Below are 24,086 nucleotides of genomic sequence, written 5' to 3'. Positions count from 1 at the left end.
CGTTGTCTGTTGCGGCGGAAGCACATCTGCCCCGAGGACCGCGGCAAAAATGCGGCACGAATGAGGATGACTATGGCAAAATTTTAAATACGCTTTAACATTTGTTAAACCATCTTAATCATGAGCAGGAATACTATAGTTACCAATGCCTTAATTCCCGCTGATTACCGGTCAAACCCGCATCCTGCCTCAAAGTTCCCATGATTTTCGCAGGAGGGAATGTGGCATGCTTGCGGCAGGGGTGACCGCAGCTTAAGCCCGGACAGTCGAAGCAGAGAGCGAGAGCCGGTTGCCGCCCTTATCGATCTTCATCATCGCGTTGAACGAGGCGGACCGCATCGGCGATACCATCGCCGCGGTCCGGGTGCTGAGCGACGACATCGTGCTCGTCGATTCCGGCTCGACCGACGGCACGCAGGCGATCGCCGAAAAGCTCGGGGCCCGCGTGATCTTCAACCCCTGGCCGGGCTATGGGCAGCAGAAGCGCTTCGCCGAAGAGCAGTGCCGGCATGATTGGCTGTTGAATCTCGATGCCGACGAGGTCGTCCCCGCCGATCTCGCCGCCGAGATCAGCGCCCTTTTCGCCGCTGGCCCGCCGCCGGCCGATGCCTACAAGCTGCGCATCGCCGAGATTTTTCCCGGCGAGCGCGCGCCGCATCGCTTCGCCTATGCTCTGGCGCCGGTGCGGCTCTACCGCCGCACGAAGGGCCGCTATTCCAGCTCGCCGGTGCATGACCGTGTCGATCTCGCCCCCGATGCCCGTATCGGCCGGCTGAAAGGCACGGTGCATCACTTTTCCGTGCGATCACTGGGCGAGCAGATGGAGAAGCTCAATTCCTACAGCGACGCGCAGGCCGATGATCTCGACGCGCGCGGCGCCACGGTCTCGGTGTTCCGCCTGATCGTGGAATTCCCGGCCAATTTCATCAAGGCCTATATCGGCCGCCGCCACGCGCTGCGGGGCGTCTATGGATTCATGACGGCGATGAACTACGCCTTCTACCGCTATCTCCGCGTCGCCAAGCACTGGGAGCGCCGGCTCCAGCGCCGCGACCGCAGCCGCAAGGACAGCTGATTTCATGGCAGGGGTTGCGCTGGTGACGGGGGGCGCGCGGCGGATCGGGGCTGCGATCGTCGAGCGGCTGGCGCAGGAGGGCTACGCCGTCGCGATCCATTGCAGCCAGTCGGTCACCGAGGCCGAGGCGCTGGCCGCGCGGCTGCGGGCGCAGGGCGCGCGGACGCATATCGTCACCGCCGATCTCGGCGATCCCGCCGCCGTCGAGCGCATCATGCCGGATGTCGAGACGGCGCTCGGGCCGGTGACGCTTCTCGTCAACAACGCCTCCAGCTTCCTGCTCGACGATATCCGCCAGATCGACGTCGCGCGCTGGAACCGGCAATTCTCCGTCAATCTGCGCGCGCCTTCGGTGCTGGCGGGGGCGATGGCCAACCGGCTCCCGGAGGGTACGCAAGGCGCGATCGTCAACATCATCGACCAGCGCGTCTGGAAGCTGACGCCGCAATATTATTCCTACACCCTGACCAAGGCGGCGCTGCTCACCGCGACGCAGACCATGGCCCAGGCGCTGAGCCCGCACATCCGCGTCAACGCCGTCGGTCCCGGCCCGACCCTGCCGAATCCCTTCGACGGCGCGGAGCTGATGCAGGCCGAGGCGGCGGGCACGCTGCTCGGCCACGCCGTCGACCCCGCTGAAATCGCCGAGGCCGTCCTGTATCTGGCGCGCGCCCGGTCGGTCACCGGCCAGATGATCGCCGTCGATGCCGGGCAGCATCTGGGCTGGCGCACGCCCGATATCGTCGGCTGAGCGGCCTTGATCAGCGCGTCGCGTCGCTGCGATAGGGCTGGCGCCCGCTCGCCAGCGCATCGGCCAGCAGATTGAGCCGGTCCTGCCCCCAGAACACCTCCTCCTGCCAGACATAGCTCGGGGCACCGAAGACGCCGGCGGCGATCGCCGCATCGCTCGTCGCGAGATAGCGCGCGCCGATCGCCTCGGACTGGGCCGACGCCAGCAATTGTGCTCCGTCGAAGCCGGCCTGCCCGGCCAGCTCGACGAGGAGCTCGGGCCGGGAGAGATCCTCGTCGCGCGCCCAGACGCCCGCCAGCACCAGCCCGACGAATCCCGCGGCATCACCGCCCGCCTCGCCGATGGCGATCACCATCCGGTCCGCCAGCGCGACATCGAAAGGAAAATGCTTCGGAAAAAGCACGAGCGGCAGACCGCGCTTCTCGCGCCAGCGCTGCAATTCGAGGATCCGGTAGCGCTGCCGGACCGGATGGCGCTTGGGCAGCGGCAGGCCGCCGGTCTCGTCGAAGACCGAGCGCAGCGGCGTCGGACGGTAGCGGATCTCGAGCCCGTGCTCGCGCGCCAGAGCGACGAAGGCGTCATGCCCGAGATAGGTCCAGGGCGAGAGCAGCGTGAAGAAATAATCGATCTGACGGGACATGGCTGGCTCGCGGACAGAGGAAGCGCGACGTGCGACCCGTCGCACCTAGCGCGTGTGCCGGTCTCAATCCAGCGCGATCGCCGAGATCAGCCGGCCGTAATCCGGCTCGCCGCGATGGGTGGTGCGGCGATAGCTGAAGAAGCGCCGCTCGTCGCCATAGGTGCAAAGGCCGAGATCGACGAACAGCCCGATCCCCGCCTCCTGCGCCTTGTGGGCGATGAAGCCCGGCAGATCGAACATGGCATGGGCCGGTCGCTCCGAGCCCTTGAAGAAGCGCCCGAAGGTCGCGTTTTCCTGCTTGAAGCGCTCGACGAATTCCGGCCCGACCTCATAGGCGGCGGCGCTGATGGTGGGACCGAGCACCGCCACGATCCGCTCGCGTCGCGCTCCCAGCTTTTCCATCGCCGTCACCGTCGCGGCGACCACGCCTGAAAACGCACCCTTCCAGCCGGAATGCGCGCCGCCAATGACCCGAGCCTCCGCATCCGCGAACAGGATCGGCCCGCAATCGGCGCTGGAGACGCCGAGCGCGACCCCCGGGGCGGTCGTCACCATGGCGTCGGCCCGGGGCCGCTCGCCGAGCCAGGGGCCCGTCACCACGGCGACGTCGGGCGAATGCACCTGATAGAGGCTGACCAGATTGTCGGGGGCGACCGAGAGGTGCCGCGCCATCCGCGCCCGGTTCTCGGCGATCGCCGCGGCATCGTCCCGGGACCCCAGCCCGCCATTCAGCGAGGCGTAGATCCCCGTGGAGACCCCGCCCTCCCGGGTGAAGAAGGCGTGGCGGATGCCGGGCAGCGCGGCGAGATCGGGAGAGGTGATGAACATCGGAAGCGTCCGCTCTGGCTGGGTCGGTGTTGGGTCAGCCCTGCTCTGGCAGCCGATGAAGGTCGAATCCGGGCAGGGGCGGCAATTCCTTGTGGGCGAGAGCGAGGCATTTGAACAGCGTGCCCATGCCGGTGGCGCCGGGCTCGGTCAGCCGATCGGCCGCCTCGGCGATCGCCTTGGCCTGCTCCGAAGTGGCGCGCAGCGACAGGGCCCGCGCCCGCTCATTCAGGCCGAGGCCGCGCAGGAAATCGCCCTGCCCGACCGGGCCGTTGACCGCAGCCCCCGCCCGCAACGCCGCCGCGGCCATGCGCGCGAAATCGACATGGACGGTGAGATCGGCCTCGCCCGGATCGTCCAGGACCGGCACGAAACGATGGCGCCGCATCGCCTGCAGCGTATCGCCGAAACCGCTCTGCGCGCTGCCGTAATCGATCAGCAGCGCCGCTCCGCCCGCGCCGGCGACATGGCGGGCGAGCGCCGCGACGCAATCCAGCGCCGCCCGCGGCTGCTCCAGCACGCTGCCGGGCGCGGCATCGGCCGCGAGATCGACCGCGGCGCCGCTGAGCCCGAAGCACAGCCCGCCCTCCGGATCGAGACCGACCAGGCGCTCGCGCCAGCCCTCCTGCGTCTTCACGAACTGGTCGAGCGGCAGCGCATCCAGAAACTCGTTGGCGATGACGATCACCGGCCCGTCCAGCGCCTCCTCGATCCGGTCGTGCCAGACCGGCTCGGCCTGGCCGGCCAGCGTCCGGGCCTGGAGCGCGCGCAGGACCGGGCTCATCTCGAGGAGATGCACCGACAGGGCCGCGCGGAACGCCGGCAGCACGCGCGCGGCGCGCAGCATATCGGCCATCAGCGTGCCACGGCCGGGACCGAGCTCGACCAGGCGGATCGAAGGCGGCGCCCCCATCGCCTGCCAGAGCTGCACCGCCCAGACGCCGATCAGCTCGCCGAACATCTGGCTGATCTCGGGGGCGGTGGTGAAATCCCCCTGCACCCCGAACGGATCGCGCGTCATGTAATAGCCATGGGCGGGGTGGCCGAGGCACAGCGCCATGTAGCGCGACACCGGCATCGGCCCCTCGCTGCGGATCAGGCGGACGAGCTCCGCCCGCAGCGCGCTCATGCGGCGGCGCGCCGCGAGCGCAGGACGAAATACAGCCCCGCGAAGAACAGCGGCAGCGACAGGAGCATGCCCATGGTGACACCGCCCGACAGCGCATCGACCGAGCGGCCGAACAGGAAGCCGAGCTGCGGATCGGGCTCGCGGAAGAATTCGCAGACGATGCGCGCCAGCGCATAGCCCATGCCGAAGACGCCCGCCACCAGCCCCGGCCGCTTCAGCCCGCCCGCCCGCACCAGCAGGCCGAGGAGGATGAACAGCAAGAGCCCCTCGCCCAGCGCCTCGTAAAGCTGGCTCGGATGGCGCGGCAGCGGCCCGGAATCGGGAAACACCATGGCCCAGGGAACGTCCGGCGCCGGCCGGCCCCAGAGCTCGGCATTGATGAAATTGGCGATGCGCCCGAGGAACACCCCGATCGGCACGACGGTCGCGGCCAGATCGAACACGCTCAGCGCGGGATAGCCGCGCCGCCTCGCGAAGAGCCAGAGCGCGAAGGTCGCGCCGACCAGCCCGCCATGGAAGGACATGCCGCCCTGCCAGATCGCGATGATGTCCTGCGGCTGCTCCAGATAGCGCTGCAGATCGTAGAACAGCACGAAGCCCAGCCGCCCGCCGAGTACCACGCCCAGCGCCACGAAGAGCAGCATGTCGTCGAGCTCCGCGACCTTGGGCCGGGCCCGCCCGCCCCACAGCGTCTCCGCCGCCACCAGCCGGCGCGCATACCACCAGCCCCCGAGCAGGCCGGCGACATAGGCGAGCCCGTACCATTTCACCGCGAGAGGCCCGATCGAGAGGGCGACCGGGTCGATGACCGGGAAGGGAATGGCGAAGACTGGCATGATCAGGGTCCGGATGGCGGGCGCAGGGTGATGGTCATCGCGCGCCGCTGAGGTCAAGAGGCGATCCCGTGATCCCGGCGGGATCGCGGCCGGCGCGGCCCGGTCACGGCGGGGGCGGACCGCCCGGAGCGCCCGCGCACGGGCCGTTCACAGTTTCACGACCAGCTTGCCGAAGTTGCGGCCCTCCAAAAGGCCCATGAAGGCCTCCGGCGCGTTTTCGAGCCCGGTGACGATGTCCTCCTTGTAGCGGACGGCGCCGCTGGCGATCCACCCCGCCATCTCGCGCTCGAAATCGGGGCGCTGGGCCGCGAATTCCCGCTGGATGAAGCCGCGAATCAGCAGGCTCTTGGTCAGCACCTGCCGCATCAGCACCGGCAGCCGGTCCGGCCCCTCGAAATCGCCGCTGGCATTGTACTGGGCGATCAGCCCGCAGACCGGGATGCGGGCGAAGCCGTTCAACAGCGGAAACACCGCATCCCAGACCTTGCCGCCGACATTCTCGAAATAGACGTCGATCCCGTCCGGACAGGCGGCCGCGAGCTGCTCCGCCAGATCCGGCGCCCGATGGTCGATCACGGCATCGAAGCCGAAATTCTCGCGGATATAGGCGCATTTCTCCGGCCCGCCGGCGATGCCGACCGCCCGCGCCCCCTTGATCCGGGCGATCTGCCCGACCGCGGAGCCGACCGGCCCGCTGGCGGCCGCGACGACCACGGTCTCGCCCGGCTTCGGCTGGCCGATGGTCAGGAGCCCGGCATAGGCGGTGAAGCCGGGCATGCCGAGCACGCCGAGCGCGGTCGTCACCGGCGCCGCCTGCGGGTCGAGCTTGCGCAGCTGCGCCCCATCGGCGAGCGCATGGCTCTGCCAGCCGGAGAAGGAGAGCACGACATCGCCGGGGTTCAGCCCGGGATAGCGGCTCTCCAGCACTTCCGAGACGGTGCCGCCTTCCATCACCTGGCCGATCTCGACCGGGGCGGAATAGGATTTCGCGGCGCTCATCCGTCCGCGCATATAGGGGTCGAGCGAGAGATACAGCGTCTTGAGCAGAAGCTGCCCCTCGCCCGGAGTGGGGATCGGCGCCGTTTCCAGCCGGAAATGGCTGTGGTCGGGCCGGCCCGTCGGACGGGCGGCGAGGACGATGCGCTGCATCTGCGTCGGTGTCATGCGGGTTGCTCCCCTTGGCCGTCATCCACGCCCATCAGCTGCAGGGCGGATGGGCGACTGCGCCTCCGCCAGGCCTGGATGAGACGCTCTGCATTATCGGCCGGCGGCTGCGTGCCGTCGACCTCGAGATCATAGCGGCCATAGCGGTGGACCGACGCATGGTCACGCCGCGCATCGCCGATGCGGCGGTCGCCCCGCGCCCGCTCGCGGCGCTCCAGCTCCCCGAGCTCGCAGCGCAGGCCGACGAAGAAGACGTCCTGCTCGGCCAGGGTCACGGCCAGCCGGCGCGCCCATGCCCGATTCTCCAGGATGTGCTCGACGATCAGGTTGTTGCCGGCCCGGAGATAGGCCAGCAGCGATTGTTCGAAGCCGAGGAAGAAACCGTCCCTGAGCTCGCTCCAGGCGAAGTCGCCGCGCGCGATCCGCGCCGTCGGCAGCACGCCGGAATCCCTGAGATGGTCGATCGAAATATGCCAGAACGGCAGCTCGATCCGGTCCTGGAGCGCGCGCGCCAGTGTCGATTTGCCACTGCTCGACTCGCCGTTGAGGAGGATGACGCGCCCGTTTTCCATTTCCGGCAGCCTACCCGCCTCCCGTTTCTGCAACCCCATCCGGCGAAACCGGCCGGGCCCGCCCTGTCTTGCACTGCTGACATGACGAAACGCCCGTCGCATCCTACATGCAGCCCATGACTCGCGAACGCCAGGCCGACCTCCCCGATACCGAGATCGAGACGGATGAAGAGGATACGCTTCCCCTTCCTCCCGTCGCCGATCTCGGCGAAGCCGCGCCCGGCGCGCTGAAAGCCGGCATCGGGGTCATCGCCGGCTTCGCCAAGCACCTGCCCAACCGGCCGGGCGTCTACCGCATGTTCGACCGGGCCGGCGAGGTCCTCTATGTCGGCAAGGCCAAGAACCTGAAGAACCGGGTCAGCGCCTATGCGCGTGGCATGGCCCATACCAATGCCGTGGCGCGCATGATCGCCGAGACGGCGAATATGGAATTCGTCACCACCGGCAGCGAAACCGAGGCGCTGCTGCTCGAATCCAACCTGATCAAGCAGCTTCGGCCGCGCTACAACGTGCTGCTGCGCGACGACAAGAGCTTCCCCTATATCCTGCTCAGCGGCGATCACGAGGCGCCGCAGATCGCCAAGCATCGCGGCTCGCGCCAGCGCAAGGGCGATTATTACGGCCCCTTCGCGTCGGTCTGGGCGGTGAAGCGCACCATCGACGCCCTGCAGAAGGCGTTTCTGCTGCGCTCCTGCACCGATTCCTTCTATGAGAACCGCACCCGGCCCTGCCTGCTCTTCCAGATCAAGCGCTGTTCCGGCCCCTGCACCGGCGAGATCTCGATCCCGGATTATCAGGCGCTGGCCGGCCAGGCCCGCGACTTCCTGGCCGGACGTTCCTCGGATGTGAAGAAGACGCTGTCGGCCCGGATGCAGGCCGCCGCCGAGGAGCTCGAATTCGAGAAGGCGGCGCGCTATCGCGACCGTCTCGCCGCCCTCTCGGCGGTGCAGGCCGGGCAGGACATCAACACCCGCGACGTCGAGGAAGCCGACGTCTTCGCCATCGACGAACAGGCCGGTCAGTTCTGCATCGAGATCTTCTTTTTCCGCAATCACCAGAACTGGGGCAATCGCGCGCTGTTTCCGCGGGCCGATCGCAGCCTGACGCCCGCCGAAGTGCTGGCCTCGGTGATCAGCCAGTTCTACGACGACAAGCCGCCGCCGCGGCTGGTGCTGATCTCGCATCCGGTCGAGGATATGGAGCTGATCGGCCAGGCGCTGAGCGCCCGCGCCGGCCGCAAGGTCGAGATCGCCCATCCCAGGCGCGGCGAGCGGGCCGATCTCGTCGCCCATGCCGTGAAGAATGCGCGCGAGGCGCTCTCCCGCAAGCTCGCCGACAATGCCGGCCAGCAATCCCTGCTGAGCGCGCTCGGCACCGCCTTCGGCATGGCCCGCCCGCCGCGCCGGGTCGAGGTCTACGATAATTCGCACATCATGGGCACCAATGCCGTCGGCGCGATGATCGTCGCCGGGAAGGACGGCTTCATGAAGAGCCATTACCGCACCTTCAACATCTCGACCGACACCATCGCCGGCGATGATTTCGGCATGATGCGGGAGGTTCTGCACCGGCGCTTCGCGCGGCTGGCGAAGGACAATGTCCCCGTCGCGGACGCCCCCCTCCCCGACGACGTCACGGGGCCGGAGGGCCTCCCCATGCCGGCCCCGCCGCCGCCGCCCGACGATGGCAGCTTCCCCTCCCGGCCCGATCTCGTCATCGTCGACGGCGGCAAGGGCCAGTTCGAGGCCGCGCGCAAGATCATGGCCGAGCGCGGCGCCGGCGACATCCCGCTCGTCGCCATCGCCAAGGGCGCCGACCGCAACGCCATGCGCGAGACCTTCCACATGGCCGGCCGCGAGCCGTTCAAGCTGCCGCCGCGCGACCCCGCGCTGTATTTCATCCAGCGCCTGCGCGACGAGGCGCATCGCTTCGCGATCGGCACGCACCGCGCCAAGCGCAAGCGCGACACGATGAAGAACCCGCTCGACGAGATCCCCGGCATCGGCCCTACGCGCAAGCGCGCACTTCTGCTGCATTTCGGTACGATCAAGGCGATCCAGCGCGCCAAGCTCGAGGATCTGATGCGGACGCCCGGCGTCAATGCCGCGACCGCCAAGGCGGTGCATGATTACTTTCACGACGCATGAGCGCAGAATGCAGGCACTGGACGGGCGCCCTCATGCTCATGCGTGTTGACGCTGTCACAAAGGCGCTGCTTTGGTGGGACCCGTGACGACTCTGACAGACGCCATCAAGCGCCGCGGCCCCTGGTCGCTGCCCAATCTCCTGACCTACGGGCGGATCGTCGCGATCCCCGCCGTGGTCGCGCTGCTGTTCTGGCCGACCGACGACTGGCTGCGCTGGTGCGCGCTCGCCGTCTATGTGCTGGCGGCGGTGACCGATTATCTCGATGGCTGGCTCGCCCGTGCCTGGAGCCAGCAATCCGCCATCGGCCGCATGCTCGATCCGATCGCCGACAAGCTCCTGGTCTGCGCGCTGCTGCTGATGCTGGTCCATACCGAGACGATCAAGGGCTGGGCGATCTGGGCCGCCATCGTCATCCTCTGCCGCGAGATCCTGGTCTCCGGCCTGCGCGAATTCCTGGCGGAGCTGAAGGTCAGCGTCCCCGTCAGCAAGGTCGCGAAATGGAAGACGACCACGCAATTGCTGGCGCTCGGCTTTCTCGTCGCCGGCCCGGCCGGCGACCAGGTCCTGCCCTACAACACGACGATCGGCATCGTGATGCTGTGGATCGCGGCGCTGCTGACGATCTATTCCGGCTGGGATTATTTCAACGCCGGCATCCGCTATCTCGTCGAGGAGGATGAGCGCGCCCCATGAGCGAAGCCATGATCCAGACCCGCCCGCTGAAGCTCGTCTATTTCGCCTGGGTGCGCGAGCGCATCGGCCTGGCGGAGGAGACCGTGACGCCCCCCGCCGAGGCGCGGACGGTCGCCGAGCTGGTGCGCTGGCTGAAGAGCCGCGACGAGGGCTATGCCGCCGCCTTCGCCGACGAGGCGATCGTGCGCGCCGCCATCGACCATACCCATGTCAAACCCGATGCCAGCATCGCGGAGGCGCATGAGATCGCCTTCTTCCCGCCGATGACCGGTGGATGAGGTGAGGTCCGGCCGCCTGATCTGCACCGGCTTCGGACGGAGCGCGCGATGACGCCGACCATCCGCATCCAGCGCGAGGATTTCGACCTCTCCGCCGAGGTGGAGCGGCTGACGGCGGCGCGCAGCCATATCGGCGCCGTGGTCAGCTTCACCGGCCTCTGCCGGGATGAGGGCGGGCGGCTGCAGGCGCTGGAGCTCGAGCATTATCCCGGCATGGCCGAGGCCGAGATCGGCCGCGTGGCGCAGGCGGCGCTGGAGCGCTGGCCGCTGAGCGGCTTGACCGCGATCCATCGCTTCGGCCTGGTCAGGCCCGGCGAGCAGATCGTGCTGGTCGTCGCCACCTCGGCGCATCGCCGGGCCGCCTTCGAGGCGGCGGATTTCATGATGGACTATCTCAAGACCCGCGCCCCGTTCTGGAAGCGCGAGCATCTGCTCGACGGGACGGTCGGCGGCTGGGTCGAGGCCAGGCAGGAGGATGACGATGCGGCGTCGCGCTGGGGTTGAGGCTCCGCTCCTGGCGCTCATGCTCGGCGCCGCTCTGGCCGGCCCGGCGCGCGCCGAACCCGGCGCCACCAAGACCTTCCGTGACTGGATCGCCGGCTGCGACAATACGCGCTCCTGCACGGCGCTGTCGCTGCCAAAGGAGACCGACGCCGATGTCGCCTTCCTGAGGCTCGACCGTGCGGCCGGTCCGGACGGCGCCCCGACGCTGTCTCTCAAGCTGCGGGCGCAGAAGCTCGAGCCGCGCTTCGACATCGAGCTCGCCCTCGACGGGGCGCCGTTCCCAGCCGCCGGCCGCCGCTTCGCAGCGCAGAGCGTCGATGCCGAAGTCGCCGAGATCACCCTGCCGCCGGCTGAGGCCGAAGCGCTGATCGCGGCGGCGCGCAAGGCCACGGCCCTGACCGCGCGCATCGGTGCGCGCAGCTTCACCGTCTCGCTCGCCGGCTCGGTCGCCGCCATGCTCTGGATCGATGAGCGGCAGGGCCGGCTGAACACGCCGACGGCGCTGATCCGCAAGGGCACCGCCGGCACGGCCCCGGCCGCACCCGCCCTTCCCGTCGTCACCACCCGCAAGGCCTCCGGCAAGCCGCTGCCGAAGGCCGAGGCCCAGGCGCTGGCCACGGCGTTGCGCGGCGAGATCAACCGGCGCGCGCCCGATAGCTGCGAGGAGACCCCGCCCGGCTTCGAGGATGCCGATGGCGTCTGGCCGCTGGACGACCGGCTGCGGCTCGTCTCCCTCGCCTGTTCGCGCGGCGCCTACAACATCTCCAGCCAGTTCTGGCTGGTGCCGGGGCGCGATGTCGCGAAAGCCCGGCCGGCAGCCTTCGAGGGCAGCGGCAGCTCGCCCGACAACGAGCTGGTCAATGCGGATTTCGACCCCGCGACCGGCCAGGTCTCGTTCTACGCCAAGGGCCGCGGCATCGGCGATTGCGGCGCCGCCGGCTCCTATGGCTGGGACGGCAGCCGCTTCGCCATCCTCGGGCTGAGCGCGATGAGCGAATGCCGGCTCATCCCCGGGGATGATTGGATCACCTTGTTCCGGAGCGAGGCGAAGACCGGCGGCTAGGCCAGCCGGTCTCCGCCGCGCCCCCTCGAACCGGCAGGGTCAGGCCGCCTGCGATTGCGGCCTCACCGCGGCCGAATAATCCTCCATGATCACCTTGCCCATATTGCCGGTGATGAAGGAATAGGGGCCGATCTCGGAGACGAGCGTCACCTCGGCGGCCGATCCGGTGATGAAGCACTCGTTGAAGCTCGCCAGCTCCTCCGGGCGGATGCGCCGCTCCACCACCTCGAAGCCGCGCTTCTTGCACTGCTCGATCACGGATTGCCGGGTTATGCCGTTCAGGAACCGGTCGGCGAGCGGGGTATGAATCACCCCGTCCTTGATGAAGAAGATGTTGGCGCCGGTGCATTCGGCGACATTGCCCTCCCAATCCAGCATCATCGCATCGGCATAGCCGGCGCGCTCCGCCTTGTGCTTGGAGAGCGAGCAGATCATGTAGAGCCCCGCCGCCTTGGCATGGACCGGGGCGCAGGCCGGGTCGGGCCGGCGATAGCTGGCGATGTCGAGCCGCACGCCCTTCAGCTTCTGCGCCATGTCGAACATGCTCGGCCATTCCCACACCGCGATCGCCGTATGGATCGTGTTGTGCATGCCGGAGACCGCCATCATCTCGGAGCCGCGCCAGGCGACCGGGCGGACATAGGCGTCCTTCAGCCCGTTCTCCTTCAGGCAGAGATATTTCGCCGCGTCGATCTCCTCCACCGTCCAGGGGATGGTGAAGTCCATGATCTCGGCCGATTTGTGCAGGCGCTGGGAATGCTCGGTGCATTTGTAGATGACGCCGTCATAGGCGCGCTCGCCCTCGAAAATGCAGGAGCCGTAATGCAGCCCATGGGTCAGTACGTGCACCTTGGCATCCTTCCAGGGCACGAGCTTGCCGTCGAACCAGATGACGCCGTCGCGCTGGTCGAAGGGGATGACTGACATGGTGTGCTCCTTTTGCACATGAAACCGGCAGACCGCCCGCCCCTGCTGGTCCAGAATTGGCGCCGTTGCAAGGGCGGAATGAAACTGCGCGAGCGGGTCCGAAGACGACATAATCCGTCGCCTCACGCGCTTGACCGGTAATCTTGTGTCTGAGATATGTCAACAACACTGACGTAAAATGGAGATCGCGCGTGGCGCAGGTGCACAGCCACCGAAACGAGGCGACAGGCGGCGACCAGGCCGCGCCGGTGCCCTATGAGCTGATCGAGCTCTTGTTCTTCGCCTATCGCGATTTCGTCAGCGATCCCGACCGCATCCTCGCCGATTACGGTTTCGGCCGCGCCCATCACCGCGTGCTGCATTTCGTCGAGCGGCGCCCGGGCCTGACCATCGCCGAGCTGCTCGACATCCTGCAGATCACCAAGCAGAGCCTCAACAGGGTGCTGAAGGAGCTGGTCGAGACCGGCTTCGTCGAGCAGCGCACCGGCGTGCAGGACAAGCGCCAGCGCCATCTCCACACCACGCAGGCCGGCCAGGAGCTGGCCCAGCGGCTGGCGCAATTGCAGGCCAGGCGGGTCAATGGCGCCCTCGCGGGCATCTCCGCCGAGGGCGAAAGGGCGGTGGCGCGCTATCTCGCAGGCTTGATCGATCCCTCGGAACGCCACAAAGTGCTGCCCCACCTGCCCGAGCCGGTCTGACAGGCCAGGCACGCTCGGACCGGGCAGATGTTCGCTACACCCGCCGCAGCAGCGCCGGGGCACCGGGACCGGAATGAGACATGGCCGCACAGGCGCAGCGCAAGCCGCTTCCAGATGAAGCGCCCCATATCCTCGTGGTCGATGACGACCGGCGCCTGCGCGATCTGCTGGCGCGGTTCCTCGGGGATAATGGCTACCGCGTGACCACCGCCGGCAATGCGATCGAGGCCGATTCCAGGCTGAGCAACCTCGTCTTCGACGCGATCGTGCTCGACATCATGATGCCCGGCGAGAACGGCTTCGATTTCGCCAGGCGCTTCCGCACCGGATCTTCCGTGCCGATCCTGATGCTGACGGCGCGGGCCGACAGCAAGGACCGCATCGACGGGCTCGAACTCGGCGTCGACGATTATCTCGCCAAGCCCTTCGAGCCGCGGGAGCTGCTGCTGCGCCTGGGCAACATCCTCAAGCGGACGCTCGCCGCCGAGACGCCGGCCGCGGCGATCCGCCCCGAATTCGTACGCTTCGGCCCCTTCGTCTACGGCCTCGCCCGGGGTGAATTGCGCAAGGGCGAGGAGCCGATCCGCCTGACCGAACGCGAGCGCGAGATCCTGACCGCTCTGGCGGAACGCGCCGGGGAGGTCGTGCCGCGCGAGGAGCTGGCGGCCCAGGGTTCGGCCGCCAATGACCGGACGGTCGACGTGCAGATGAACCGCCTGCGCCGCAAGATCGAGCGCGACCAGGCCGATCCGCTCTATCTCCAGACGGTGCGCGGCGTCGGCTATCGCCTGGTCACGGATCGCGGGTGAGCGCCATCGAGCCCCTTCAGCAGGCGGCGAGGGCGGCCGGCGCGGGGCTGGCGCGGCTCATCGCCGTGTTGGGCGGGATCGGGCGGCGCCTGAACCGTTCGCTGAAGCCGCAGCTGCGCCGCGCCGGGCGGCCCTTGCATCTGATCGCGCGCTACATGCCGACCGGGCTCTATCCGCGGGCGCTGGTCATCGTCATCGCGCCGGTGGTGCTGCTGCAATCGGTCATCGCCTATGTCTTCATGGAACGGCACTGGCAGACGGTGACGCAACGGCTCTCCTCCGCCGTCTCGGCCGATATCGCGGCGCTGATCGATGTCTATGAAAGCTATCCGCAGGACCAGGATGCGCGCATTCTCTCGCGGATCGCCGAGCGCCGGCTCGGCATGGATGTCGACATCATCCCCGATTCCGATCTGCCGGCGCCGGGCCCCCGCCCCTTCTTCTCGCTGCTGGACAATGCGCTGTCGGCCGAGCTGAGCCAGCAGGTGGCGCGGCCCTTCTGGCTCGACACGGTCGGCCGCTCCAGCCTGATCGAGATCCGGGTCAAGCTCGGCAAGGACGTGATGCGCGTGCTGACGCGGCGCAACCAGGCCTATGCTTCCAACAGCCATATCTTCCTGATCTGGATGATCGGCACCTCGCTGATCCTGCTCACCATCGCGGTGCTGTTCCTGCGCAACCAGATCCGCCCGATCCTCAAGCTCGCCGATGCGGCCGAGGCCTTCGGCAAGGGGCGCGACGCCGATTTCCGCCCGCGCGGCGCGCGCGAGGTGCGACGGGCCGGCAATGCCTTCATCGAGATGAAGCGCCGCGTCGAACGTTCGGTCGGCGAGCGCACCACCATGCTCAACGGCGTCAGCCACGATCTGCGCACCATCCTCACCCGCTTCAAGCTCTCCCTCGCTTTGCTCGAGCGCTCCTCCGAGATCGACGCGATCGAGAAGGATGTCGACGAGATGAGCCGGATGCTCGAGGATTATCTCGCCTTCGCGCGCGGCGATGCCGGCGAGGCGGCGGTCGAGACCGATATCCGCAGCCTGCTCGAAGAGCTGAAGGCCGATGCCGAGCGACAGGGCCACCAGACCCAGCTCACCGTCATCGGCGATCCGCTGGTCGTGGTCCGGCCGGACGCCTTCCGCCGCGTCCTCACCAATCTCGTCTCCAATGCCGCGCGCTATGGCGACCGCATCGCCATCCGCGCCAATCACGATGCGCGCTATCTCATCGTGATGGTCGATGATGACGGGCCGGGCATCCCGCCCGAGCAGCGCGAAGAGGTGTTCCGGCCGTTTTTCCGCCTCGACGAAGCGCGCAATGTCGATTCCGGCGGCACCGGGCTGGGCCTCGCGATCGCCCGCGACATCGCCCGCGCCCATGGCGGCGACATCATCCTGGCCGATTCCCCCCTCGGCGGCCTGCGCGCGACGGTGCGCCTCCCGGTCTGACGCCGCGCTTGCGATAACCGCCGGGGGCCGCCCGGCGACATGGCCTCGCCCGCCGCATCCGAGCTTTCGCGGACGATGCGCGCGTGCCTGCGTGAAAAATCTCCCGCCTTTTGGCCGGCCGATCCGAGCAGTAAAGCCCGGCTCCCGACCGCATAATGCCCTAGCGTTATTTTTGATATATTTATGCTTGCACGGGAGTTGTGCCCGTAGTTTTATGATGCCGATCAGGATCTGAAGCTGAGCTCGACACGAAGCGGGTCGCCTATGCGAGAGCGAGACCGGGGACCTCACGGGAACGAGACTGATCGATACGAGAGGGCTTCGAGCGAGGTGCTCGTCGCGGGCATGCGGCTGCTGATGCTGCTGTTCTGCCTGCTCGTCTGGCTGGGCGCCCTGATGGCGCTCAACGCCTGGTTCGGGTTCTGGTAAGGCCGGGCTTCGAGCCGCAGCTCACGGCCGGATGCGCCGCCGCCGCCCTGCCGCCCGTCGCCCTGTCGCCCTGCCCCTGGCACGGCCGATCGCAGCGGATGCGGCTGTCGGGACCGCGGCTTCCGGCGACGGCCGCCTGACATCAGAACAGGCGCCCGCCCTTCGGCACCTCGTGCCCCGGGCCGATCAGCACCACCTCGCCATCGCTGTCGGGCACGCCGAGCGTCAGCACCTCCGACAGGAATTTGCCGATCTGGCGCGGCGGGAAATTCACCACCGCCAGCACCTGTCGCCCGGGCAGATCCTCGGGACGGTAATGCCTGGTGATCTGGGCGGAGGATGTCTTGCGGCCGATCGGCTCGCCGAAATCGATGACGAGCTTGATCGCCGGCTTGCGCGCCTCCGGATAGGGCTGCGCCTCGACGATGGTGCCCACGCGGATATCGACCTTCATGAAATCGTCGAAGCCGATCGGGGCTGCAGGGCACTTAGGGTCCGTCACGCGATCTCCTGGTCTCGATTCACCCGCGGATATTAGGGCGCCGGGAGAGGTCTGTCCTCACCCGGCGCCCGCGGGACACGCGTCGTCGCGTTCAGGCCGCCCTGCCCGTTCGCGCCTGCGCCGCCCGCATACTGTGGGCCACCGCGCGCAAGGGCGCCGTGCCACCCGTCTCGCCGAGCCGGAAGCGCCCCACCAGCGCTGCCAGCCTGTCCGCCTCCTCCGACAGCGAATGCGCCGCGGCCGTCGATTCCTCGGCCATGGCAGCGTTCTGCTGGGTGGCCTGGTCCATCTCCGCCACCGAGGCGTTGACCTCGTGCAGGCCGGAGGCCTGCTCCTGCGCCGCCGCCGCGATCCCCGCCACCAATCGCGTCGCCTGCGAGATGCCGCCGGCCATGCGCTGCAGCGCATCCCCCGTCTGACCGACGAGCGCGACGCCCTTGTCGACCTCGAGGCTCGAGGCGGTGATCAGCGTCTTGATCTCCTTGGCGGCCCCCGCCGAACGCTGCGCCAGCGCCCGGACCTCGGAGGCGACGACGGCGAAACCCTTGCCCGCATCGCCGGCGCGCGCCGCCTCGACGCTGGCATTGAGCGCCAGAAGATTGGTCTGGAAGGCGATCTCGTCGATCACGCCGACGATCTGCGAGATCTCCTCGGCCGATTTCTCGATCCCGCCCATCGCCTCGATCGCGTCGCGCACGATGCCGGTCGAGTGGTCGGCCTCCTGCTTGACCAGCTCGGTCGCCTCGCTCGCCAGCCGCGCGCTCTCCGCCGTCTGCCGCACCGTCGCCGTCAGCTCGTCCAGCGCCGCGGCCGTCTCCTCCACCGAGGAGGCCTGCTGCTCGGTGCGCCGGGCCAGATCATCGGCCGCCTGGCTGATCTCGACCGAGCCGGATTTCATGCTGTCGGTGTTGCTGGCGATTTCGCGCATCGTCTGCTGGAGCTTGGCGACGGTGGCGTTGAAATCATCCTTCACCTTCTCGTATTCCGCGCTGAAGTTCTGCTCGATGCGGTGGCCGAGATCGCCTTCCGCCAGCAAAGCGAGCCCGGTCCCGAGTTCGCGCACCACCAGGTCCAGCCGCTCGGCCACCGCCGCCCTTTCGCTCTCGCTGCGGCGGCGCTCCAGCTCGGCCGCGGCACCCTGCGCGTCGGCATGCGCCGAGAGGCGCCGCGCCTCCGCCTCGGTCGCGTCCCGCGCGATCATCGCTTCCTTGAAGGTCTGCATGGCCGCGGCCATGTTGCCGATCTCGTCCTGTCGCCCGACCGAGGGCACCGTGACGTCGTGCTGGCCCTGGGCGAGAGCTCCCATCGCCTGCGTCATGCCCCGCATCGGCGCGAGGATCCGCCGGTTCAGCGCGAAGGCGAAGAGCAGCGCGACGACCAGCCCGACCAGGAAGATCGCGACGGTTGCGAGCCTCGCCTGGTCGAGGATCGAGTTGAACACCGAGATATCGGCCACGATCGCATAGGTTCCGATCGTATCGCCGCGATAATCCGTGACCGGAGCCCCGACGACCGCGACCGAGCGCGCCCCGACGGAGACCGTCCTGACCTCGCTCTGCCCCTGCAGGCCCCGCTCCAGCAGATCCGCCGGCACCGCCTCATCATCCGGAAGCGTCGAGGCGAAGCGTTCGAGCCTGTCTCCCTTCCTGATGAAGAAGACGACGTCATAGCCCGTGGTCTTCTTGTAGGCGGCGAAGAAGGGCTGGCCGAACGAGAGCCCGACCTCAAAGGTACCGACCTTCTGGCCGCCCGAGAGGACCGGCAGCACGCCACGGACGCCCAGCCCCTCGACACCGTTCTCCAGCCCGAAGATCGCTTTGCCGCTGCTATTGGCCTCCACCACCGTCCGGCGGAAGGACGACAGGTCGTCGCCGAATTTCTCGGGCCGGTGAAGGCGCAGGAAGGACGTCGCCGGCGCCAGATGAAACTGCATCTGCGTGACGCCTTCCTCGCGCTTGATCGCCTCGAACTCAGGCACCAGCAGCGCGGCCAGCGCCTCGCGATCGCGCGCGGCCAGAAGCTTCTGCACCTGCGTATTGCCGGCGACCATCGCCGCCATGCTCCGCGCCCGGAGCGCCTCCTTGGCGAGATTCTCGCTGAAATCCTGCTGAGCGGCGGCCATGGTCCGCGAAATCGTCTCGTTCAGGAACCGGCTGCCCAGCAAGCTGGAGGACAGCGCGCCCGCTGCCGCCACGACGGCGACGGCCGCGACGAGCGCAACACACATCAAGGATGCAATGCTCAATCGGTTCAACATATTGATTCCTGTACCGCTGCAATTTTCGCAGACGAGTACAAGATAATAAAGGTAAAAATGAAGTTAACTTCAATATTCATCGGCTTCGTGATATTGTTACTATTCTTTATTGAATCAGTTAAATGCCGATCTGAGAAAGCATTCGCCATATCGTCTGCATCGGCCGAAAGCATGCGCGATCGCCAATCGACGCGCTGACGCGCACGACGACAATCCTGAAGCTGCGCAAGACTTCGCGGCCGGGATCATGGGAGAGCGGGATCACCGCTGCCTGCCTGCGTGACCATCACCGGGATTGGTCAAGAGATCGTTAAATCATAGACATATTTCGATCTGCGCATCTCACCGGCTCCGGTGACGGCGCGATCGGTCGTCCCGCCTTATGGCGCAACGGGCGAAAGGCGCACCGGCGAAGGCCCGCGCGCCCCAATTCTAGATGGCGGGAGCGTAATCATCCGTCTCTTCGCCGGGATAGCGCTCGCGCCGGCGCGCCAGCGGCCGCCCTCCCGCACAGAGCGCCCGCGCCAGGCCGCGCAGCGGAGCGGTCAGGCGGTGGACATCCTCGACGCGGGCCATGATCTGCCCTGCCGTCTTCAGCTCCCTGTCGAGCCGCGCCATCGTCCGCGACAGGTCCGGCTCGTCATCGTCGAGCCAGACGTCGGAGACACGCGCCATCAGCAGCACGGCGCCCTGGACTCGCAACGCCCCCAGCGAATCCTCGGTCGCGATCCCGGCCGAGGCCAGCATGTAGCGCCAGGAATTGAGCGCGCCGCGGTTCAGCGCCGCCAGCGTCAGCGGATCGCGCCGGATGATGGGCGCGATCCGGCGCAGCGCCGGCTTGTAGGGCGCGAGCGCATCGAGCCGCCGCATCACCAGGTCGAACAGCCGCTCCCTGATCGGCTCGCCGGCCAGATCGTCGGAGACATCGGCCAGAACCGCATCGTCGACCATGCGCGTGAGACCACCCAGCATGGCGAGCTTGGAGGGGAACAGCACGCGCAGCTTCAGCAGTGACAGGCCGGCCTCGGTGGCGATGTCGCCCAGCTCGATCTCGTCCCAGGGACGTCGTGCCGCCAGGCGCATCAGCGCCTCGACGGCCTGTTTGCGCGGATCGACCGGCGGGGTGGCCGGGCCGGGCTCGGCAGCGGCAGCGGGAGAAACGGGTTTGCGGGCCATGGGAGCACTCCGTCGCGAGGTCTGCCTGAGAACCTAGGGTGCGACCATGGCGACCGGAAGGCCCCTCAGCCCGAAAGCTCGCCGGCGCGGCGTTTGGCGGCAGAAACGGCCGCGACCATCAGCGGCTTCAGCCCGTCATCGGCCATGAGCACGTCGAGCGCCGCCGCCGTCGTGCCGCCCGGCGAGGTCACGTTCTGGCGCAGGGTCGCGGGCGGCAGCGGCGACTGGAACAGCATCTCGCCGGCGCCCTCCACCGTCGCGCGGGCGAGACGCTCGGCGATGGCGGGAGGCAGCCCCGCCGCGGCACCGGCCGCCGCCAGGCATTCGACGAGGTGGAAGACATAGGCCGGGCCGGAGCCGGAGACGGCGGTGACCGCGTCGATCAGCCCCTCGTCATCCAGCCATTCCACCCGGCCGATGCTGCCGAGCAGCGCATCCGCCAGCGCCCGTTGCGCAGCGGTGACGCCCGGGCCCGGAGCCGCGGCCGTGACGCCCCTCTGCACCGCGGCCGGCAGATTCGGCATGGCGCGGATGATGGCGTTGGCGGTCGGCAGCCTCGCGGCGAGATTAGCCAAGGTCTTGCCCGCCAGGATCGAGATCAGCAGCGTCTTGGGGTGGATGAAGGCCTGGACGGCGGGCGCTGCGGTATCCAGCATCTGCGGCTTGGTCGCCAGCACCAGCACGTCCGGCGGCGCGATCCGCTCGGCATCGGGGTTGAGCGCCATGCCCTTCTCCTGCGCCAAAGCGACGATCTCGTCGGAGGGGTGCGGGTCGACCAGGCTGATCCCGGCCGGATCCATGCCGATGCGCAGCCAGCCTTCGAGCATGGCGCCGCCCATCTTGCCTGCGCCGAGCAGGACGAGCGATTGCGGGAGCGAAACGGTCATGGCGATCTCACGGGCTGGCATGGCGGGAACGGCGCGACACTGACCGGCCCCGCCGGGCCCGGTCAAGCGCGACGCAGCCCGCACGGCCCCGGCGCCACGCGCGTTCGCGGCATGGCGGCCCCGGCGCGCGGCCCTCTCAGGCCTCGCCCACCGTCTCCAGCATGGCGCCCTCCAGCCCTTCCTTGGCGCTCTTGCCGGCCCAGACGACGAATTGGAAGGCCTGGAAATAGCGCTCGCAGGCGTCGATCGCCGCCTTGATCAGCGCCGCCGCCTGTTCGTCGGTCGGTTCCGCCCCGCCGGAGAGCAGCAGAGCGTGGCGATACATCACCACGTTTTCCGTGCTCCACAGGTCGAAATGGCCGAGCCAGAGCTGTTCGTTGACCAGGCTCACCAGTTGCAGCACCTCGGCGCGGCGGCGGTCCGGCACCTTCAGGTCGAAGGCGCAGGCGATGTGGATCGCCTCCACTTCGGCCAGCCAGGTGATGGCGACGTGGTAATCCGACCAGCCGCCGCTCACCGAGACGGAAAGCTCGTCGTCGCTGTCGCGATCGAAACTCCAGCTGTTGAGGGCGGCCAGTCTTTCGATGAGGTCGAGGGGGTTGGACGGGCGATCGATTTCGCCGTCCAGATCGAGATCCATCATGTCCTAGGGTTCCAACTGCCTCCCCGCTGGCTGCGGGTCCGGCGCGCTCGAGAACGGGAACACGGCGACTGGAAAGCGCAAGGACGCAACATGACTGCCGAAGGCCCGGAGGCACTCCGTCTCCGAAGGCCGGAAGACGATTCCGACCGTCGAATCACTTTCATCGACGATAGCGCAGGCACCGCGAAGCGCCCAACACCGCGCCACGCTCCCCGGATTCGGGGGCGAGGCTCAATCCCCGCCGCCGCCTGTCCACAGCTCTTGGCTGTGGACGAAAAAACGCCCGCTCAGGGCTTGTCGCCGCCGGCTTCCAGCGCTGCGATCCGCGCCGCGAGCTTGTCGTTCTCCTCGCGGGCCAGCAGCGCCATCTCGCGCACCGCCTCGAATTCCTCGCGGGTGACGACGTCCATATCGCGCAGCAGCCGCTCGATCTGCGTCTTGATCACGGTCTCGACCTCGCGCCGCACGCCCTGCGCCGCGCCGGCCGCATCGGTGGCGAGACGGGCGATGTCGTCGAGGAAACGATTGCTGGTGGCGACCATGGCTCTCTCCTTCGGGGGCTGCACGGCCCACGATGCTCATATGGGCGAGGATGGGCCGTCCCGCAAACGGCTGCGGCGATTTTGACTGGTGGCGGTGCGGAACCGGCCTTCCGGCAGCTTCGGCATAGGCGCGAGCTCCGCCACTGGTTAGCATCGCCCGATACCGCTGAAGGGAATCGCCGCGCCATGGCCCTGCATTTCACCCGAGCCGAATTCGACCGCCGCCGCGAGGCCCTGCTGGCCGCCATGCAGCGGGAGCGGCTCGACGCGCTGTTCCTGTTCCAGCAGGAATCGATGTTCTGGCTGACCGGCTATGACAGTTTCGGCTTCTGCTTCTTCCAATGCCTGGTCCTGACGGCGGATGGGCGCATGGCCTTGCTGACGCGCTCGGCGGATCTGCGCCAGGCGCAGCACACCTCGACCCTGCAGGACATCCGCATCTGGAAGGATGGGCGCGACGCCAATCCGGCGCACGACCTGCTGGCGATGGCGCAGGATATGGGCGTGGCCGGCCGACGCATCGGCGTGGAGTTCGAGGCCTATGGCCTGGTCGCCGCCAATGGCCGCAAGCTCGAAGCCGCCTTCTCCGGCCAGGGCGAGCTCGTCGATGCCTCGACCATCGTCACCCGCCTGCGCGCCGTCAAATCGGCCGAGGAGATCGCCTATGTCCGGCGCGCGGCGGCTTTGTCCGACGCCGCCGACGCCGCGGCCCTCGCCGCGATCCGGGAAGGCGCCGACGAGGGCGAGATCCTGGCCGCCCAGCACAATGCCATCTTCGCCGGCGGCGGCGACTATCCGGCGAACGAGTTCATCATCGGCTCGGGCCGGGACGCCTTGCTCTGCCGCTACAAATCCGGCCGCCGCAAGCTCTCCGCGCAGGACCAGATCACGCTCGAATTCGCGGGCGCCGAGCGGCACTACCACGCCGCCATCATGCGCACCGTGGTGGTCGGCGAGCCGCGGCCGCTGCATCTGCGCTATCACGCGGCGGCACGGGACGCGCTGCTGGCCTGCGAGGCGCAGCTGCGCCCAGGACGGACGGCGGGCGACGTCTTCGCCGCCCATGCCCGCATCTTCGCCGCGCATGAGCTGAGCGAGCACCGGCTCAACGCCTGCGGCTATTCGCTGGGCGCCAAGTTCACGCCCTCCTGGATGGATTGGCCGATGTTCTACGAGGGCAATGACTGGCCGCTGGAGGCGGGCATGGTGATGTTCGCCCATATGATCCTGATGGATTCCGAGAGCGAGACCGCGATGTGCCTCGGCCGGACCTATCTCGTCGGCCAGGACGGCGCCGAGGCGCTCAACCTGCCCGATCTGGACCTCGTCCTGCGTTGAGCCTAGAACAACCCCCGCAGGGACTGCGCAAAGCACCGAAACCCGTACGCATGACAAGGCGGGAGCATCATATGAACAGGCGCGAGAGGGGGCTGGTTCTCGGCCCGCTGATGGCTTTGGCGCTGGCGGGCTGCCAGCAGACATCCCAGACGGCGCAACGCCAGCGCGTCGACGCGCCGGGCGTGCCGGTTTCCGTGCAGAGCATCACCGGGGCACCCGATTCCGTCACGACGAGCTTCGCCGGTCTGCTCGGCGAGGCCGCGGCCGAACGGCAGATGGAGATCGTCCCGGGCGACAAGCCCGCCCGTTTCCGGGTGCGCGGCTATCTCACCGCCCAGCCGACCGAGGACGGGCAGACCGCCCTGGCCTTCGTCTGGGACGTCTATGATGCGGGCAAGCAGCGCGCCCAGCGCGTCCAGGGCGCGAGCCTCGGCACCCGCAGCGGCGGCGGCGATCCCTGGGCCGGCATCGACCGCTCCGTCGTCGCCAAGGCGGCTTCGGAGTCGATGGACGCGATCGCCAGCTTCCTGGTCACCACCCCCGCGGTCGCGACGGTGAAGACCGGCGGGGACGCCAAACCCGGCGCCGCCAAGGCGAGGACGGCCGCGGCCGCCGGCGGCAAGCGGCTCTGACCCGCGGGCGGGACCGCCCGCCCCCGCAGCCGCCCGGCATGCCGGCTGCGCAGGTCCATCGCCAATGCTGCAAGACGTACAGCGTTTTTTGCAGTGCAGCGGTCGACTCGTTGTCATGCCGCT

The 24,086-nt window shown here is 68.3% G+C and carries 25 protein-coding genes; 12 read left to right on the top strand and 13 right to left on the bottom strand.

Going from position 1 to position 24,086, the window contains the following annotated elements; genetic code table 11:
• The first annotated feature begins 289 nt into the window (after window positions 1–289).
• Complete coding sequence (locus ASG72_RS09885; protein WP_056711595.1) at window positions 290–1,075, top strand: glycosyltransferase family 2 protein; 786 nt, start codon at window positions 290–292, stop codon at window positions 1,073–1,075.
• A 4-nt stretch (window positions 1,076–1,079) separates the two neighbouring features.
• On the top strand, window positions 1,080–1,826 hold the full coding sequence (locus ASG72_RS09880) for an SDR family oxidoreductase (protein WP_056711592.1): 747 nt from the start codon (window positions 1,080–1,082) through the stop codon (window positions 1,824–1,826).
• Window positions 1,827–1,836: 10 nt separating this feature from the next.
• Here ASG72_RS09880 and ASG72_RS09875 read toward each other — a convergent pair whose 3' ends face one another.
• The 6 genes from ASG72_RS09875 to ASG72_RS09850 all read right to left on the bottom strand — a co-directional run bounded on the left by ASG72_RS09875 (window position 1,837) and on the right by ASG72_RS09850 (window position 7,031).
• Window positions 1,837–2,466, bottom strand: a complete 630-nt coding sequence (locus ASG72_RS09875; RefSeq protein ID WP_056711590.1) for a 2-hydroxychromene-2-carboxylate isomerase — start codon at window positions 2,464–2,466, stop codon at window positions 1,837–1,839.
• A 63-nt stretch (window positions 2,467–2,529) separates the two neighbouring features.
• A complete protein-coding gene (gene pgeF, locus ASG72_RS09870) occupies window positions 2,530–3,294 on the bottom strand; it encodes a peptidoglycan editing factor PgeF (RefSeq protein ID WP_056711589.1) in 765 nt (254 codons plus the stop codon).
• A 34-nt stretch (window positions 3,295–3,328) separates the two neighbouring features.
• Window positions 3,329–4,420 carry an SAM-dependent methyltransferase gene (locus ASG72_RS09865; protein ID WP_056711587.1) on the bottom strand — a complete coding sequence of 364 codons (1,092 nt, stop codon included), beginning with the start codon at window positions 4,418–4,420 and terminating at the stop codon, window positions 3,329–3,331.
• On the bottom strand, window positions 4,417–5,256 hold the full coding sequence (gene lgt / locus ASG72_RS09860; RefSeq protein WP_200939921.1) for a prolipoprotein diacylglyceryl transferase: 840 nt from the start codon (window positions 5,254–5,256) through the stop codon (window positions 4,417–4,419). Before lgt ends, ASG72_RS09865 begins: the two co-directional genes overlap by 4 nt.
• 147 nt (window positions 5,257–5,403) lie before the next feature.
• On the bottom strand, window positions 5,404–6,420 hold the full coding sequence (locus ASG72_RS09855) for an NADP-dependent oxidoreductase (RefSeq protein ID WP_056711585.1): 1,017 nt from the start codon (window positions 6,418–6,420) through the stop codon (window positions 5,404–5,406).
• Complete coding sequence (locus tag ASG72_RS09850) at window positions 6,417–7,031, bottom strand: AAA family ATPase (protein ID WP_244488761.1); 615 nt, start codon at window positions 7,029–7,031, stop codon at window positions 6,417–6,419. The genes ASG72_RS09855 and ASG72_RS09850 overlap by 4 nt, the downstream gene beginning before the upstream one ends.
• Window positions 7,032–7,108: 77 nt before the next feature.
• Here ASG72_RS09850 and uvrC point away from each other — a divergent pair, with 77 nt between their 5' ends.
• The 5 genes from uvrC (at window position 7,109) to ASG72_RS09825 (ending at window position 11,678) form a co-directional block, all read left to right on the top strand.
• Window positions 7,109–9,139, top strand: a complete 2,031-nt coding sequence (gene uvrC, locus ASG72_RS09845) for an excinuclease ABC subunit UvrC (RefSeq protein WP_056712550.1) — start codon at window positions 7,109–7,111, stop codon at window positions 9,137–9,139.
• A gap of 82 nt (window positions 9,140–9,221) precedes the next feature.
• Window positions 9,222–9,833 carry a CDP-diacylglycerol--glycerol-3-phosphate 3-phosphatidyltransferase gene (gene pgsA, locus ASG72_RS09840; protein WP_244488760.1) on the top strand — a complete coding sequence of 204 codons (612 nt, stop codon included), beginning with the start codon at window positions 9,222–9,224 and terminating at the stop codon, window positions 9,831–9,833.
• 26 nt (window positions 9,834–9,859) lie between these two features.
• Window positions 9,860–10,111 (top strand): molybdopterin converting factor subunit 1, encoded by a 252-nt coding sequence (gene moaD, locus ASG72_RS09835; protein WP_056712549.1) that lies wholly within the window; start codon window positions 9,860–9,862, stop codon window positions 10,109–10,111.
• Window positions 10,112–10,159: 48 nt separating this feature from the next.
• On the top strand, window positions 10,160–10,615 hold the full coding sequence (locus ASG72_RS09830) for a molybdenum cofactor biosynthesis protein MoaE (RefSeq protein ID WP_056711578.1): 456 nt from the start codon (window positions 10,160–10,162) through the stop codon (window positions 10,613–10,615).
• Window positions 10,593–11,678 (top strand): DUF1176 domain-containing protein, encoded by a 1,086-nt coding sequence (locus ASG72_RS09825; protein ID WP_162246225.1) that lies wholly within the window; start codon window positions 10,593–10,595, stop codon window positions 11,676–11,678. The genes ASG72_RS09830 and ASG72_RS09825 overlap by 23 nt, the downstream gene beginning before the upstream one ends.
• 39 nt (window positions 11,679–11,717) lie before the next feature.
• On the opposite strand, the gene ASG72_RS09820 is transcribed toward ASG72_RS09825, so the two are convergent.
• Entirely contained in the window at window positions 11,718–12,605 is an 888-nt protein-coding gene (locus ASG72_RS09820) for a branched-chain amino acid aminotransferase (protein WP_056711574.1), read from the bottom strand.
• A 200-nt stretch (window positions 12,606–12,805) separates the two neighbouring features.
• Between ASG72_RS09820 and ASG72_RS09815 the strand changes: the two genes are divergently transcribed.
• The 3 genes from ASG72_RS09815 (at window position 12,806) to ASG72_RS09805 (ending at window position 15,557) form a co-directional block, all read left to right on the top strand.
• Window positions 12,806–13,303 carry a MarR family transcriptional regulator gene (locus ASG72_RS09815; RefSeq protein ID WP_244488776.1) on the top strand — a complete coding sequence of 166 codons (498 nt, stop codon included), beginning with the start codon at window positions 12,806–12,808 and terminating at the stop codon, window positions 13,301–13,303.
• An 80-nt stretch (window positions 13,304–13,383) separates the two neighbouring features.
• The gene (locus ASG72_RS09810) at window positions 13,384–14,112 is read left to right on the top strand and encodes a response regulator transcription factor (RefSeq protein WP_056711570.1); all 729 of its coding nucleotides are present in this window, start codon (window positions 13,384–13,386) and stop codon (window positions 14,110–14,112) included.
• A gap of 101 nt (window positions 14,113–14,213) precedes the next feature.
• Window positions 14,214–15,557, top strand: a complete 1,344-nt coding sequence (locus ASG72_RS09805; protein ID WP_056712548.1) for an ATP-binding protein — start codon at window positions 14,214–14,216, stop codon at window positions 15,555–15,557.
• Between the two features lie 571 nt (window positions 15,558–16,128).
• Here the strand turns inward: ASG72_RS09805 and ASG72_RS09800 are convergent.
• The 6 genes from ASG72_RS09800 to ASG72_RS09775 form a co-directional block, all read right to left on the bottom strand.
• Complete coding sequence (locus tag ASG72_RS09800) at window positions 16,129–16,488, bottom strand: tRNA-binding protein (protein ID WP_082540243.1); 360 nt, start codon at window positions 16,486–16,488, stop codon at window positions 16,129–16,131.
• 91 nt (window positions 16,489–16,579) lie between these two features.
• Window positions 16,580–18,715 (bottom strand): methyl-accepting chemotaxis protein, encoded by a 2,136-nt coding sequence (locus tag ASG72_RS09795; RefSeq protein ID WP_056711567.1) that lies wholly within the window; start codon window positions 18,713–18,715, stop codon window positions 16,580–16,582.
• A gap of 462 nt (window positions 18,716–19,177) precedes the next feature.
• The gene (locus ASG72_RS09790; protein ID WP_056711565.1) at window positions 19,178–19,921 is read right to left on the bottom strand and encodes a hypothetical protein; all 744 of its coding nucleotides are present in this window, start codon (window positions 19,919–19,921) and stop codon (window positions 19,178–19,180) included.
• Between the two features lie 65 nt (window positions 19,922–19,986).
• Window positions 19,987–20,808, bottom strand: coding sequence for a pyrroline-5-carboxylate reductase (proC, locus tag ASG72_RS09785; RefSeq protein WP_056711564.1), 822 nt, complete (start codon window positions 20,806–20,808; stop codon window positions 19,987–19,989).
• Between the two features lie 136 nt (window positions 20,809–20,944).
• On the bottom strand, window positions 20,945–21,451 hold the full coding sequence (locus tag ASG72_RS09780) for a YbjN domain-containing protein (protein ID WP_056711562.1): 507 nt from the start codon (window positions 21,449–21,451) through the stop codon (window positions 20,945–20,947).
• A 287-nt stretch (window positions 21,452–21,738) separates the two neighbouring features.
• Window positions 21,739–21,993, bottom strand: a complete 255-nt coding sequence (locus ASG72_RS09775; RefSeq protein ID WP_056711560.1) for an accessory factor UbiK family protein — start codon at window positions 21,991–21,993, stop codon at window positions 21,739–21,741.
• Between the two features lie 186 nt (window positions 21,994–22,179).
• Here ASG72_RS09775 and ASG72_RS09770 point away from each other — a divergent pair, with 186 nt between their 5' ends.
• Window positions 22,180–23,331, top strand: coding sequence for a Xaa-Pro peptidase family protein (locus ASG72_RS09770; protein ID WP_056711558.1), 1,152 nt, complete (start codon window positions 22,180–22,182; stop codon window positions 23,329–23,331).
• 71 nt (window positions 23,332–23,402) lie between these two features.
• Window positions 23,403–23,963: a hypothetical protein gene (locus ASG72_RS09765; protein WP_056711556.1), complete on the top strand. Its 561-nt coding sequence runs from the start codon at window positions 23,403–23,405 to the stop codon at window positions 23,961–23,963.
• Window positions 23,964–24,086 lie beyond the last annotated feature (123 nt).

It is taken from the genome of Allobosea sp. Leaf344 (assembly GCF_001426225.1).
In the GTDB taxonomy this organism is placed as follows: domain Bacteria; phylum Pseudomonadota; class Alphaproteobacteria; order Rhizobiales; family Beijerinckiaceae; genus Allobosea.
This window is presented reverse-complemented; position numbering and strand designations above follow the sequence as displayed.